Annotated in this window: 14 protein-coding genes; 8 read left to right on the plus strand and 6 right to left on the minus strand. The window is 57.6% G+C overall.

The genetic code is table 11. The features are described from left to right. Nucleotides 1-778: 778 nt before the first annotated feature. Nucleotides 779-1,693 carry a LysR substrate-binding domain-containing protein gene (locus D8U69_RS20575; RefSeq protein ID WP_130908017.1) on the minus strand — a complete coding sequence of 305 codons (915 nt, stop codon included), beginning with the start codon at nucleotides 1,691-1,693 and terminating at the stop codon, nucleotides 779-781. A gap of 198 nt (nucleotides 1,694-1,891) precedes the next feature. Between D8U69_RS20575 and D8U69_RS20580 the strand changes: the two genes are divergently transcribed. From D8U69_RS20580 to D8U69_RS20600, 5 genes are all read left to right on the plus strand, one after another. Beyond that, on the plus strand, nucleotides 1,892-2,641 hold the full coding sequence (locus tag D8U69_RS20580) for an SDR family NAD(P)-dependent oxidoreductase (RefSeq protein ID WP_130905037.1): 750 nt from the start codon (nucleotides 1,892-1,894) through the stop codon (nucleotides 2,639-2,641). 100 nt (nucleotides 2,642-2,741) lie between these two features. Further along, entirely contained in the window at nucleotides 2,742-4,040 is a 1,299-nt protein-coding gene (locus D8U69_RS20585; protein ID WP_130905038.1) for an MFS transporter, read from the plus strand. Between the two features lie 18 nt (nucleotides 4,041-4,058). Further along, a complete protein-coding gene (locus D8U69_RS20590; protein ID WP_130905039.1) occupies nucleotides 4,059-4,907 on the plus strand; it encodes a transketolase in 849 nt (282 codons plus the stop codon). After that, a complete protein-coding gene (locus D8U69_RS20595) occupies nucleotides 4,904-5,926 on the plus strand; it encodes a transketolase family protein (RefSeq protein ID WP_130908018.1) in 1,023 nt (340 codons plus the stop codon). The genes D8U69_RS20590 and D8U69_RS20595 overlap by 4 nt, the downstream gene beginning before the upstream one ends. A gap of 61 nt (nucleotides 5,927-5,987) precedes the next feature. Then, entirely contained in the window at nucleotides 5,988-6,929 is a 942-nt protein-coding gene (locus tag D8U69_RS20600; RefSeq protein WP_130905041.1) for an alpha/beta hydrolase, read from the plus strand. 379 nt (nucleotides 6,930-7,308) lie between these two features. On the opposite strand, the gene D8U69_RS20605 is transcribed toward D8U69_RS20600, so the two are convergent. The 5 genes from D8U69_RS20605 to D8U69_RS20620 form a co-directional block, all read right to left on the minus strand. Next, on the minus strand, nucleotides 7,309-7,629 hold the full coding sequence (locus tag D8U69_RS20605; protein ID WP_241668673.1) for an AEC family transporter: 321 nt from the start codon (nucleotides 7,627-7,629) through the stop codon (nucleotides 7,309-7,311). Next, nucleotides 7,565-7,750: a hypothetical protein gene (locus D8U69_RS29825; protein WP_241668675.1), complete on the minus strand. Its 186-nt coding sequence runs from the start codon at nucleotides 7,748-7,750 to the stop codon at nucleotides 7,565-7,567. The genes D8U69_RS20605 and D8U69_RS29825 overlap by 65 nt, the downstream gene beginning before the upstream one ends. Nucleotides 7,751-7,793: 43 nt before the next feature. After that, nucleotides 7,794-8,885, minus strand: coding sequence for an alkene reductase (locus tag D8U69_RS20610; protein ID WP_130908019.1), 1,092 nt, complete (start codon nucleotides 8,883-8,885; stop codon nucleotides 7,794-7,796). Nucleotides 8,886-8,914: 29 nt separating this feature from the next. After that, nucleotides 8,915-9,937 (minus strand): LLM class oxidoreductase, encoded by a 1,023-nt coding sequence (locus D8U69_RS20615; RefSeq protein ID WP_130908020.1) that lies wholly within the window; start codon nucleotides 9,935-9,937, stop codon nucleotides 8,915-8,917. A gap of 106 nt (nucleotides 9,938-10,043) precedes the next feature. Beyond that, nucleotides 10,044-10,952 (minus strand): LysR family transcriptional regulator, encoded by a 909-nt coding sequence (locus D8U69_RS20620; protein ID WP_130908021.1) that lies wholly within the window; start codon nucleotides 10,950-10,952, stop codon nucleotides 10,044-10,046. Nucleotides 10,953-11,291: 339 nt separating this feature from the next. Here D8U69_RS20620 and D8U69_RS20625 point away from each other — a divergent pair, with 339 nt between their 5' ends. The 3 genes from D8U69_RS20625 (at nucleotide 11,292) to D8U69_RS20635 (ending at nucleotide 13,301) form a co-directional block, all read left to right on the plus strand. After that, nucleotides 11,292-11,651 carry a hypothetical protein gene (locus D8U69_RS20625; protein ID WP_241668674.1) on the plus strand — a complete coding sequence of 120 codons (360 nt, stop codon included), beginning with the start codon at nucleotides 11,292-11,294 and terminating at the stop codon, nucleotides 11,649-11,651. Between the two features lie 47 nt (nucleotides 11,652-11,698). Then, nucleotides 11,699-12,121, plus strand: coding sequence for an organic hydroperoxide resistance protein (locus tag D8U69_RS20630; RefSeq protein ID WP_130908022.1), 423 nt, complete (start codon nucleotides 11,699-11,701; stop codon nucleotides 12,119-12,121). 148 nt (nucleotides 12,122-12,269) lie between these two features. Continuing rightward, complete coding sequence (locus D8U69_RS20635) at nucleotides 12,270-13,301, plus strand: NAD(P)-dependent alcohol dehydrogenase (RefSeq protein ID WP_130908023.1); 1,032 nt, start codon at nucleotides 12,270-12,272, stop codon at nucleotides 13,299-13,301. Nucleotides 13,302-13,424: the final 123 nt, after the last annotated feature.

A 13,424-nucleotide genomic window follows, 5' to 3' on the forward strand; every position in this document is an offset into this window, starting at 1 on the left:
TATGCTAAAGGCGAGAGTGGCGCTTACGATACGTCGTGATTTCATAATGGTGGAACTCCAATTTTATGGAATGAACAACGATGAATTGACCTGATTTCTGTTCAGGACCACGAGCACCGGTTGATGCTCGAATTAGCAGTACCGTTTTGGCAAATATAGGCGCGATGTGGTCATGTTTATGTGCAACTTGGTGATACCCCCTTCTGCCGGCCAGCCAACATCGCCGGTTTTTTTTAGGAAAGTTGAACTTGGCTGTGCTTCAGGAGAACGATGGGGTCACTATATTTATGATGATCATCAAGATAAACGGACGATCTGAAATATCAGTTAATACATGGCGTAACTAATCAGCTAAAACTTCAGGAGGGATGGGCTATCGAATCCGAAGTGTCGATTGGGGAATTGCCTAAGCGCTGCTGTTCTGCTCAGTGCAGCTGCCCCAATTCATAGAAAGCTGCCTGTGATGTGTGTCTACGAGTGTAGTGCGGTTCACGGAGCTTGCTCGACAGGCTGCATTTGATCTTCAAGGCGAGGCGGCTATGCAGTGCATATGAACGCAGACCAAGGGGGAAACCGCTCCGGTGCACGCCTTTGGATAGGCCATGCTCGTCTGAATGCTCGTGGTTTAGGGCGTTAAGCCGAAATCGCTAACGTACGAAACGCCCGCTGAACGATTTAGCCAATCTGTTGCATCGACCGGTTGAATCCACAACCAAAAGTAGACACTCAGCAGCCACACTGCCGTGATACTGGAGTTTGGTTTGCCACGACATCAAGATCAGTATTTGAAGTCATGCCCCAGCTCTTTCTGCATCCATTCCAGAAACCTCCTCACTCGAGGAAAATTTGCATGGGCCCTCGGAAAAACCAGGTGATGTGCAGTGATGGTCGCGCTAAGCTCCGGCGCTACCTCGACCAGCGCGCCCCGCGCCAGATAGTCCTGCGCAAGCAGCGTGCTTTCCAAGGCGAATCCCAGCCCGTGGCTGGCTGCCTCCAGCGTCATGTAGGAGCGGTCAAAGCTGAGGGTGTAGGGCTTTTCCGGGCGTGACACGCCCTGTTGGGCAAACAATTGGGGCCACTTTATCAATGTGGCTTCCGACAGGATCAACTGGCTGTCCAGTAAATCCGCCACCGTTCGAACCGAACGTGTTGCCAGCAACTTCGGCGAAGCCATGACCGCAATTCTTTCATTACGTATCGTCCGCACTTCGTAGCTGGGCCAGTTGGGCATGCCGTGGCGGATGTCGACATCGATCTTGTCACGACTGAAATGCAGCGATTCGTAGGAACACGACAGGTTGAGCTGGATGTCGGGATGGCTCTGTCGAAACTGTTCCAGGCGCGGCATCAACCACAGCAGGCCGAAACTGGGGGATGAGTGCAAGCGCAGGCAGTCGAGGCTGACGTCACTGGTGGCGCGCTCGGTCGCCACCGCCAGGCTGTGCAGGATGCCAGACACCTCAGTGAGGTATTGCTCGCCCACCGGCGTCAATGTCACGCCCCTGGCCGTCCGGAGAAACAGCTGGCGACCAATCATTGCCTCCAGTTTGGCCAATTGGTGACTGACCGCCGAGGGTGTCAGGTCAAGCAATTCGGCCGCGCGGGCGACGTTGCCGAAGCGTGCGGTCTGTTCAAAGGCCTGAATGGCTTTCAGTGGTGGAAGGATCGGAGGTGCGTCGCCAGATGTACTCATGATTATTGTTGTTCCGCTGCAAGTGGCGTGGGCCGGGCATGCAGCCATTCAAACATCGGGAGGGTTCATTGGCGAGTGCTGAATTTTTTTCAGCACCGAGTGACATTCGCGTTATTGCTCAGGGCTGGTCTGGGGAACAAGCTGGGTCATCGGTTCTTCGTGGATCGACCCAATAAAAACAATCCGAGGTACTCTTCCATGCTTCTTCAAGGCAAAGTCGCGATCATCACCGGTGCAGCTTCCGCACGTGGCATCGGCCGCGCTACAGCGACCACCTTCGCGCAACAGGGCGCACGTGTGGTGATTCTCGATCTGGACGAATCCGCCGCACGCGATGCCGCTGCCTCCCTGGGCGAAGGCCATCTCGGCCTGGCCGCCAACGTCGCCGACGAATCCCAGGTGCAGCAGGCCGTGGCGAAAATCATCGAGCATTTCGGGCGCATCGACATCCTCGTCAACAACGCCGGCATCACCCAACCGCTCAAGACGCTCGATATCCGCCCTTCCGATTACGACAAGGTGCTGGACGTCAGCCTGCGCGGTACCTTGCTCATGTCCCAGGCGGTCATTCCACTGATGCGTCAACAGTCGAGCGGCAGCATCGTGTGCATGTCGTCGGTGTCCGCCCAGCGCGGCGGCGGCATTTTCGGTGGCCCTCATTACAGCGCCGCCAAGGCCGGCGTATTGGGTCTGGCCAAAGCGATGGCGCGCGAGTTGGGACCGGACAAAGTGCGCGTCAACTCCATCGCCCCCGGCCTGATTCACACCGACATCACCGGCGGCCTGATGCAGGACGAACGCCGTCACGCGATCATCGACGGCATCCCGTTGGGCCGTCTGGGTGAGGCCCAGGATGTCGCCAACGCCGCCTTGTTCCTGGCCAGCGACCTATCCTCATACCTGACCGGCATCACTCTGGATGTGAACGGCGGCATGCTGATTCACTGAGTACATCTGGGCGGGCCTGCAAGGCCCGTGCGGTTCTGGATCGATGACACAGCCAGGCTTGATGGCCTGGCGGTCAATAAAAACAAGAGATCAGACCATCATGACTACCCTGTCGCTCGAAGCGGTTTCGACCGTGCGCTCCAACGCCTACCGTAAAACCGCGTGGCGCCTGATGCCGTTCCTGATGCTGTGCTATCTGTGCGCCTACCTCGACCGCGTCAACGTCGGCTTTGCCAAACTGCAAATGATGAATGATCTGGCGCTCAGCGAAACGGTCTACGGGCTGGGCGCGGGCATGTTCTTCATCGGCTATTTCCTCTGCGAAGTCCCCAGCAACATCATTCTGCACAAGGTCGGGGCGAGGGTCTGGATCGCGCGCATCATGATCACCTGGGGCATCGTCTCTGCCCTGTTCGCCTTCGTCGAAACCGCCTGGCAATTCTATGCGTTGCGCTTTCTGCTCGGGATTGCCGAAGCCGGCCTGGCACCGGGCCTGCTGCTCTACCTGACCTATTGGTTCCCGTCTTATCGTCGTGCCCGCATGACCGTGTTGTGGTTCATCGCCATTCCGTTGTCGGGGATGGTGGGCGGCCCGATCTCCGGCTGGATCATGACTCACTTCGCCGGTGTTCATGGCTGGGCCGGATGGCAGTGGATGTTCGTGCTTGAGGCTGTGCCTACCGTTGTAGTCGGGCTTCTGGTACTGAGCTATCTCAAGGACGGAGTGCATCAAGCCAGCTGGCTGAACGACGATGAAAAAGCGCTGATCAGCCGCGAGCTGGCCGAGGACGAGCAGAAAAAAGTGACGCATGCGTCTATAGGCGAGTTCATCCGTGACCGCCGCCTCTGGTTACTGGCCGCCATCTACTTCTGTGTCGTCATGGGGCAGTACGCAATCACCTTCTGGCTGCCGACCCTGGTGCGCAACGCAGGGGTATCCGACCCGATGAAAATAGGCCTGCTGACCAGCCTGCCCTACTTCTGCGCGATTGCCGCCATGCTGTATGCCGGGCGCAGTGGCGACAAACACCGCGAGCGCCGCTGGCACCTGATTGTGCCAATGATCGCCGGGGCCATCGGCCTGACACTCGCGGCCATGATGGGAGGAAACGTGATGCTTTCCATCCTGAGTCTTTGCCTCGCTGCCTCCGGGATTCTGTCCGCGACGTCGATGTTCTGGATGCTGCCCACCACGCTGCTCGGTGGCGTGTCCGCCGCAGCAGGCATTGCGGCAGTCAACAGTTTCGCCAACCTCGCCGGCTTCTGCTCGCCCTACCTGATCGGCTGGATAACCACACTGACCGGCTCTAGCGCCATCGGCATGTATCTGATCACTGGCGTGCTGCTCGTCGGTGCCACCCTGGTGCTGCGCATTCCCGCCGCCTTGGTCAATCGTTGATTCACAGGAGATTTCACCATGACTGCCAACCCTTCATTCGTAACACCGAAAACCCTGACGGAGCGCGCCCACAATATTCGTCGCCACGCACTGCGCATGGGTCAAGTCCAGGGGCAAGGCTACGTCGGCCAGGCTCTCGGCGCTGCCGACCTGCTGGCGGTGTCCTACTTCCATGCCCTGAACCATCGTCCTGAAGATCCTGAATGGGAAGCCCGCGATCGTTTCTACCTGTCGATTGGTCACTACGCCATTGCGTTGTACGCGGCCTTGATCGAAGCCGAAATCATCCCGCTCGACGAGCTGGAAACCTACGGCGCAGACGACAGCCGCCTGCCAATGTCGGGCATGGCCGCCTACACGCCGGGTATGGAAATCACCGGTGGTTCGCTGGGCCAGGGCCTCGGCATCGCGGTCGGTGCCTGCCTGGGTCTCAAGCGCAAAGGCTCACCAGCCTTCGTCTACAACCTGCTGTCGGACGGCGAACTGAACGAAGGCTCGACCTGGGAAGCCGTGATGTCGGCGTCACATTGGAAGCTCGACAACCTGATCGCCATCGTCGACGTCAACAACCAGCAAGCCGACGGTCACTCCAGTGAAATCCTGTCCTTTGAACCCATCGTCGATCGCTGGCAAGCCTTTGGCTGGTTCACCCAGCGCGTTGACGGCAATGATCTGGAGGCGCTGGTCACCGCGTTCGATGCCGCGCGCAATCATCCCGGCACTCAGCCTCGGGTGATCATCTGCGATACCAAAATGGGCAAAGGCGTGCCCTTCCTCGAAACCCGGGAAAAGACCCACTTCATCCGCGTGGAAGAACACGAATGGGATCTGGCACTGAACAATCTTGAAGAAGGAAAAAACCAATGAGCAACGCCGCCAACACGCCGACTTCGACTGCCGAACCGATCAAAAAACGCCTGACCACCTCGGCGATGATCGCTTCGATTGCTTCTGAAGGCCAAGTCACGAAATCAGCGCCTTTCGGTCATGCGCTCGCGGCGCTGGCAGATCAGCGTCAGGACATCGTCGGCCTGTCCGCCGACCTGTCCAAGTACACCGACCTGCACATCTTCGCCAAGGCGCATCCTGATCGCTTCTATCAAATGGGCATGGCCGAGCAGTTGTTGATGAGTGCAGCCGCCGGTATGGCCCGCGAAGGCTTCGTACCTTTCGCCACTACCTACGCGGTATTCGCTTCACGCCGCGCCTACGACTTCATCTGCATGGCGATTGCCGAGGAAAACCTCAACGTCAAGATCGTCTGCGGGCTGCCCGGTCTCACCACCGGCTACGGCCCGAGCCACCAGGCCACCGATGACCTGGCGATCTTCCGCGCCATGCCCAACCTGATGATTGTCGACCCGTGCGATGCCCTGGAAATCGAACAGGCTGTGCCAGCCATCGCCGCGCATCAGGGGCCGGTGTACATGCGCTTGCTGCGGGGCAATGTACCGCTGGTGCTGGACGAGTACGGCTATAAGTTCGAGATCGGCAAGGCCAAGACCCTGCGCACCGGTAACGATGTGTTGATCATCTCCACCGGTCTGATGACCATGCGTGCACTGGAAGCAGCCAAGGAACTGCAAGCGGACGGCGTCGATGTTGCCGTGCTGCACGTGCCGACGATCAAACCACTGGATGAGCAAACGATTCTTGCCGAGGCAAGGAAATCAGGCCGGCTGGTGGTCACCGCAGAGAACAGCTCGATCATTGGTGGCCTCGGCGAGGCCGTCGCCGGGGTGCTGCTGCGCAACGGCGTGACGCCAACCTTCAGGCAGATCGCCTTGCCCGACGCGTTCCTCGATGCAGGCGCCCTGCCGACGTTGCATGATCGCTACGGCATCTCCACTCAAGCCGTGGCTGCTCAAATCAAAGCCTGGCTTTAACGGTGAGGACAAGGCACCTGGCAACAGGTGCCATTGAGTTCGACAGGAAGGGAGCGGAACGTTGAGGCCACATGAACTGCTTGATCCCGAATTCCACAGCTTTCTGCTCCCTGGCACGGATCACTGGTCGATCGATACACTGCCGACCATCCGGGAGCGCGTCCATACAACCTACAGGATTCAGCAAAACAGCAGCTACGAAGAGCGATGGATAACGGCCGATAAAGAGCCTCTGCGCCTGTGTATTTACCGACCTGATACGACATCAGCAACTGCCCGCCTTCCGGTGATCCTTTACATCCATGGTGGAGGCTTTGTACTGGGCCAGCCTGAAATGGCCGACAACTACCTGGCGGCGCTTGCCGAACAATTGAAAACCCTCATCGTCGCAGTCGATTATCGATTGGCGCCTGAACACCCTTTTCCCCTGCCCCTTGAAGACTGCTATACCGCGCTCGCTTGGTTATTCGGTGATGACCATGACCTGGGCATGGATACCCGAAAAGTCGTGATCATGGGGCACAGCGCTGGCGGAGGCCTGGCGGCTGCATTGGGCATTCTGGCCCGCGACAAGGGGCAGTATCCCATCGCAGCCCAGGTACTTGTCTATCCGATGCTGGATCACCGCACGGGCACCTCGCAATCGCCTCACCAGAACGAAAGCACCGGGACTTTCAGCTGGTTGCCGGCGCCTAACCGGTTCTGTTGGGATTGCCTTCGCGGGTGTTACAACCTTGACGATGATCGTATCGGCCTTTTTTCTCCGTCCATGCAGCGGGACCTTCAAGGCCTGCCTCCAACCTTCATATCGGTAGGCTCGCTGGACCTGTTTCTGGAAGAAGACGTGGAATTTGCATTGAGACTGTCGCGCGCCGGGGTCGCTGTAGAGCTGCACGTCTATCCCGGCGCCCCTCACATGTTCGATCAGAATCCAGGGCGCATCACTACGCAATCCATTCTGGATATCGTTCGTGCGCTCAACGAATTTTTAAGGGAACGTTGAACGATACCCTGACATTATCGTGAGTGTTTCTGAGCGAGCATTTCCATTTTGCCTTGGCCTGACCGCTTAGAGCTGTTACCCCTCACGACGGGCAGAAAACGGCCAATAGCTGCCTGTCGAAATCAACTAAATCCACCCAATCACATATCGATCCAAGTTGAACCTAAGCCCAGGTGGGCATGTTTTTTAGCTATAAGCGAGCAATACTCGAATACCACTTCGCAGCCTTATCAGGCGACACGTGCGGTGTGTCCACCCCTAAACGGCGGTAATCGGAACAAAACCCGGCGTGGTATTTCGACACGAGTGCCTCATACCTCGCCATTCGGGACCAACAATCAAGCAGCGGCCAGACGGAAAGCGCGCAAAGCAGGATCATCTATTGGGCGTAAAGCCCATGAGTGCCCAGTACCACAGTGGCAGCGAACATCAACACCGGGTGAACGAACAGCTTGAGCCCAAGGTTGCCCCACACCTCATCCGACATTTGCAGTTTCTCGGACGACATGATCAGTCCGAGGCACAGCAGGGAGACGCCAGGCGCTGCCTTGCCGAGAAGATTGAGTGACTCCGCAGCAATCGCGGCAGCTTTACCTGCAGCAGCGAAATCAGAATGCCCAGGACCGGTGCCCACATCAGTGGACGGCGTACCGCTCCCGACAGGCTCGACACAAACACCTGGTGCCACAGCCCTTTCCATCCGCGATGGTAAGCAGCATGGTCGTCAGCGGGATCATCACCAGACTCGATATCAGTTTCAGCACGAGCACAGAATAAATGCTGTCGGTGCCGTACATCGTTGCGAGGATCGGGATGCCCATGAAGGCACTCCCTGTCTGATACCTGGTACACATGCCCGACCTCTCATGCTTGCTGCGCGTCTTGCGACGAATAAGCAGGATAATCAATGTACCCTTGCGAGCCGCCGCCATAAAACGCTTCGCGACCTGCATCGGCCAGTGGCCAACCATGCCGTAAGCGATCGACCAGGTCAGGATTGGCAATGAACGGTCGACCGAAAACCGCCAGGTCCGCCAATCCGTCATTGATGGCTTGTTGCGCGGTTAGATAGGTGAACCCGCCTGACAGGAGCAAGGTGCCGCAGTAAGCCCCGCGGATGGCTTTTTGAAACTCAGGCGTACCTAAGTGGCTAGCGTGCAGATAAGCGATCTCGCGTTGGGACAGGGCTCCGGCCAACGCAAGCCACGTTGCCTCTTCTTCATCGAACGCGTGCAGATCAGCCAGTCGCGCAAAAGGCGACACGCGCACACCCACCTTCGATCGGCCGATCTGCGCACTTACCGCATCGACCGTCTCAAGCAACAAACGCAGGCGATTGGCAATCGTGGCGCCACCGTAACGGTCTTCACGGGTGTTGAAGCCGGCGTTGATGAACTGTTCAAACAGGTAGCCGTTACCCGCATGAATTTCGACGCCGTCAAAACCCGCGGTCATGGCATTTTTCGCGGCTAGTCGAAAGTCTGCGATGACCTGCCGAATACCCTCGGCATCCAAAGCAACGGGCGCGCTGGCGGGCACTTGTGCCGGCTCGCCACCGCTGTCGTAAGCATGCACCAGTGTTTGCGCGGCAGTCACAGCCACAGGTGCGACCGGTGCCCGCCCTTGCAGCAAGGATGAGTGCGAGACCCGCCCCACATGCCAGAGCTGAATGACAATGCGCCCACCGGCATGATGAACCGCGTCAGTCACACGCTTCCAGCCTTCAATCTGCGCGGGTGTGTGGATCCCCGGGGTGTAAAGGTAGCCACGTCCCTGCGCCGACACTTGGGCGCTTTCGGTGATGATCAGGCCTGCTCCCGCACGCTGGGCGTAGTAGATCGCCATATCCGCAGACGGCACTGTGTCCTTGACGCGGGCGCGGGTCATCGGCGCCATGACGATGCGATTGGATAGTCGCTGTCCCGACAGAACGTAAGACTCAAATAGAGATGACATGAAGCGATCCTCCAAGGGTGGGCCAAACCTCAAACATGCGACGGGAAGAGCGGCAAGATGTGCTCAGCGAGCTCGTCAAGAATCTCACCGTAGGGTTGCCGGCTAACCTTGGGGTTGAGCGCGATATGTGAAATACCGGCAGCTTGTGCTTGCTCCAGGTAGTTGCGCAGGCCGTTACGCCCCGCCCGGAAGCCTCCCTGAATGCGCTGGAATGGCCGGTCCGGGTTGTCGCTGAGGTCGAAGTAGCCGCCGAGACCTAACGGTTTGAAAGCGTTTCGCCCTTCGATTTCACGCACTTTGGCGTGCCAGCTCTGGCCCAACGACGCCAACCGCTCGGGGCTTTGCACGCCAGCCAGGTAGCCATCAAGGTGTTCAGCCAACCACTCGATGCTCTGCTGCGCCTGGCCGACAGCGATTGAAGGGACGCGTCCATACGGCGCTTTCGGCACCAGGTCGAGGTTTCCGTATGAGCCACCGAATCGTTCGGAGCGAAAGCGTGGAAAGTCCTGCTCAATCAGGGTGCGAAACACCGAGAAGGCATCACGGTAGCGATCGCCACGGGTTTCATAATCGATACCCAACATCGGGTAGTCGCTGTAACGATCGCCCGAGGACAACCCCAACACCAGACGTCCTTCGCTCAATTGATCAAGGGACGTCGCTTGCTTGGCCAGATACATGGGCTCATGGGTAGGCAGCACGATGCCGGTGGTTCCCAAGACTATGCTGCGTGTGGCGGCCGCCAGGAAGCCGATGTAAACCAGCGGCTCAAAGATGTGCGCCACATCGTTGTAATCCGGGTCATAGAAAGGAATGTCACGCATCCACAGCGCGCCATAACCAAGCGCCTCGGCGCGTTGCGCCATTTCCACATGACCACGCATGGTTGGTGCCGCTCGGCCGGCGTGGGTTTCAAGGGGTAAAATCAGACCAACCGTCAGCGCCTGTGGTCGAAAGAGGCGTTGAAAGCCAGGGTGACGCTCAAGCGAAGGATTGGCGGTCGGCAGGGCGACAGGTTGCATTTGCGGCGAGAGTTGGGTGGCGATAGTCATGATGGCAGTCTCGGTGAATGACGATGACTGACATATTTATTGAATCCTGAACCCGGATAAATAACACCCACAGACCATCACTCGGTCCAATGAATCCCCAATACCCTCAGGTTTCCCAAGGCACTCCTGATTCCCAGCGCTCAATCAACAGATCAATAAACGCGCGGACACGCGGCGACAACTGACGCTTGCTCGGGTACACAACCCGAATGGGGTCGGGCGCTGCACGATAAGGTTTGAGTACTTCCACCAATGTTCCATCGCGCAAGTCGTTACCGGTGATATAGGTCGGCAAATGAATCAGGCCAATGCCTGTCAGCGCTGCTTCGCGCATGGCTTCAGAACTGTCAATGTTCAGCCGCCCTGGTTGTTCATACAAGCAAAGGCCGGTGGGTGTCTGGTAACGCCAGACACTGGCCTGGCCACTGATGAACGCGATGGTGTCGTGCCCCGCAAGATCTGCAGGTGTTCGCGGTATACCGCATCGAGCCAGATAAGAGGGCGAGGCACACGTTGCGAACTGCTGCCAACCCACGGTTCTGGTCAACAGTTGTGAATCGTCTTTTGGCGTGCCAATGCGGATGGCGATGTCGACCCCCTCTTCGACGAGGTCGACAAAGCGATCGGTGAACCAGACGTCCGCACGAAGTTCAGGCCACTGTTTCAGATAAGCATCTAGAATCGGCAGGATATGGCGCTGACCGAATGAAAGGGGCGCTGTGAGTTTAAATGTGCCTGTCGGCCGTCCACGGCGCAAGGCCATGGTTGCATCCACCTCATCAAGATCCTCGAGAATTTGCTTCCAGCGATCATAGGCGACCTGCCCCTCGTCAGTCAGGCTCAGTTTGCGCGTCGTGCGATTCAGAAGCCGTGCTCCCATCCGACCTTCAAGACGAACGATACTTTTGCCTACAGCTGATCGGGTCAGACCAAGGGAGGTAGCCGCGGAGGTAAAACTTCCAGCTTTCACAGCGCAGACAAAAGCAGCGATGTCCGCGAATCGGTTGGCTTCCATTGGTAGCTTTACTCCAGTGCATGCTTACGTTGTAGCGGAACATAAACCCCGAAAGATTGTTTTTTTGCCGCTGCCACGGAATCACAATTATTACCCCTGCCAAGGAGCTAGTGCCACAGAATCCCAGGCAGTGTCGAATCAAGTTTTATTTCCTGCTGATTGGCTATTGAGTGGCCCATTGTTGCTGTCCGCGTTCTCATCCGAATGTATGACTTGCGAGCCAATTATTCGCTGCTACGCTTGAGCATTCGGCGCTGCCGGCGCAAGGCGACATGTTTCGCCCCCCCTAGATCCCGGTGTTCCCGGATCTATCGAGCCACCTGCCAACTTCAGCCGCTATTGCCGATCGTGTCGGGCCGCATTCAGGTCATGCACACGAAACCATGCTCATGTGTTGACCCGCGACGGAACGGAGCAACGGGGAACCGCGCGCTGCCCGATGCCGAACTCGACAAGTTCGTCGACACCATGGCCGGGCGCATCGTGCGGTTCGACAAGCAGTCGATTGCTGATATCAAGCGCCTGGTCGATGCTGCCAGCCTGCCGCCGAACGAAGCCATCGCTGCCGAATGGGATGGTTTGATCGGCTCGGTCAAACGCCCAGCAGCGCAGGCCCGCATCAAACAACTGGTAGCTTGGATTGCAGAAGAACGCCGACGTGGAGAAACGCCTGGCTCACGATACCGGCACCTTGGGTGAGGAATCCAAATGATCCTGCCTCTCATTTTTCTAAAGGAATCACAGTCATGAGTACTCTGGAAAACGTTCTGTACACAGCAAAAACCCACACCAGTGGCGGTCGTACAGGCAGTGGAAGGTCGAGCGACGGTGAGCTTGAAGTCAACTTCAGCTCCCCTGGTTCAGGCAAGCCAGGCACCAATCCTGAACAACTATTCGCCCTCGGTTATTCAGCCTGTTTCATTGGCGCAATACAGGTGGCTGCCGGCAAGCTCAAGGTCAAATTACCGGAAGACACCTCGGTAGATGCTGAGGTGGATTTGGGTAAAACCAACGGAGGCGCCGATTTTCAGTTAGCCGTGAGGCTTAACGTCCGCGTGCCGGGGCTGGATCAAGATGTGAAGCAGCAACTGGTTGATGCCGCGCATCAGATTTGCCCGTATTCACGAATGACACGGGGGGATGTGGAGGTCCAGGTCACGCTGGTTTAACGCAAAACTGCGCCTTGGCGATGTAGATGCTGACCTTGCAAATGACTGGAAACGCAAATCCCCGAAAAGTCGTTGCTTTGCGTTTCGGCAGCAGGATTCGCTCTAGGCATCGGAGCAAAAACCCTGTCTCCTGATCTGGAGGTCTCCAATGAGTAACAGTACTGAAATAACGTCCTTCACTGGCTGGGCCGCAACAGCGCCCGGCGCTCCACTAGAGAGCTATAGCTACGACCCCGGCCCATTGGGGGATGACGAGGTGGAAGTCTCAGTTGAATATTGTGGAGTGTGCCACTCCGACCAGTCGATGATCGATAATGAGTGGGGCTTGAGCCAATACCCTTTTATCCCCGGTCATGAAGCAGTCGGCAGTATCGTTCGAATGGGCTCGCAGGTACGCAGTCTCGAACTAGGGCAACGAGTGGGGATTGGTTGGTACAAGGGCAGTTGCATGCATTGTTCATCGTGTATGGGCGGCTCGCATCACCTATGCGGCACAGTCAAACCTACCATCATCGGCAGCAACGGTGGCTTCGCAAATCGCCTTCGTTCTCACTGGGCCTGGGCCGTGCCGCTACCGAAAGAACTCGACCCGGCCATGGCAGGACCTTTGTTCTGCGCAGGGTCGACGGTGTTCAATCCACTCTTGCAATTCAACGTCAAACCTACTGACCGAGTGGGTGTCGTCGGCATCGGAGGGCTCGGTCATCTTGCTCTACGCTTCCTCAACGCTTGGGGGTGCGAAGTCACCGCTTTTACCTCGACGCTGGCCAAGCAAGACGAAGCCAAGCGACTGGGAGCACACAACGTAGTCGCCTCGACTGACAGTACTGCGCTGAATGCCATTGCCGGCACCTTGGATTTTCTGCTGATTAGCGCCAGTGCAGACCTCGACTGGCCGGCCATGCTTGGAACGCTGCGCGGCAAAGGTCGCCTGCACTTTGTCGGCATCGCGCCCAGCGCTATCCCGGTGCACGTCTTCAACCTGATTCCACAGCAAAAAAGTTTGTCCGGCTCACCGATTGGCTCGCCCGGTAACACGGCGACTATGTTGGAATTCTGTGCCCGCCATCAGATTCTGCCGCAGGTAGAGATGTTTCCAATGAGCCAGGTCAACAAAGCCATCGACCATCTGCGCAGTGGCAAAGCTCGCTACCGTGTAGTGCTGGACGCCAGTAAGTAACACACCGGCGCGTCGGCTAATGCCGCACGCACCGTCAATACCAGTGTTTTAACCTTCCCCCGCTGGAGTTCCACCATTATGAAATCACGACGTATCGTCAGCGCCACTCTCGCCTTTAGCATG

Source organism: Pseudomonas sp. Sample_16, from assembly GCF_004307665.1.
Lineage (GTDB): Bacteria > Pseudomonadota > Gammaproteobacteria > Pseudomonadales > Pseudomonadaceae > Aquipseudomonas.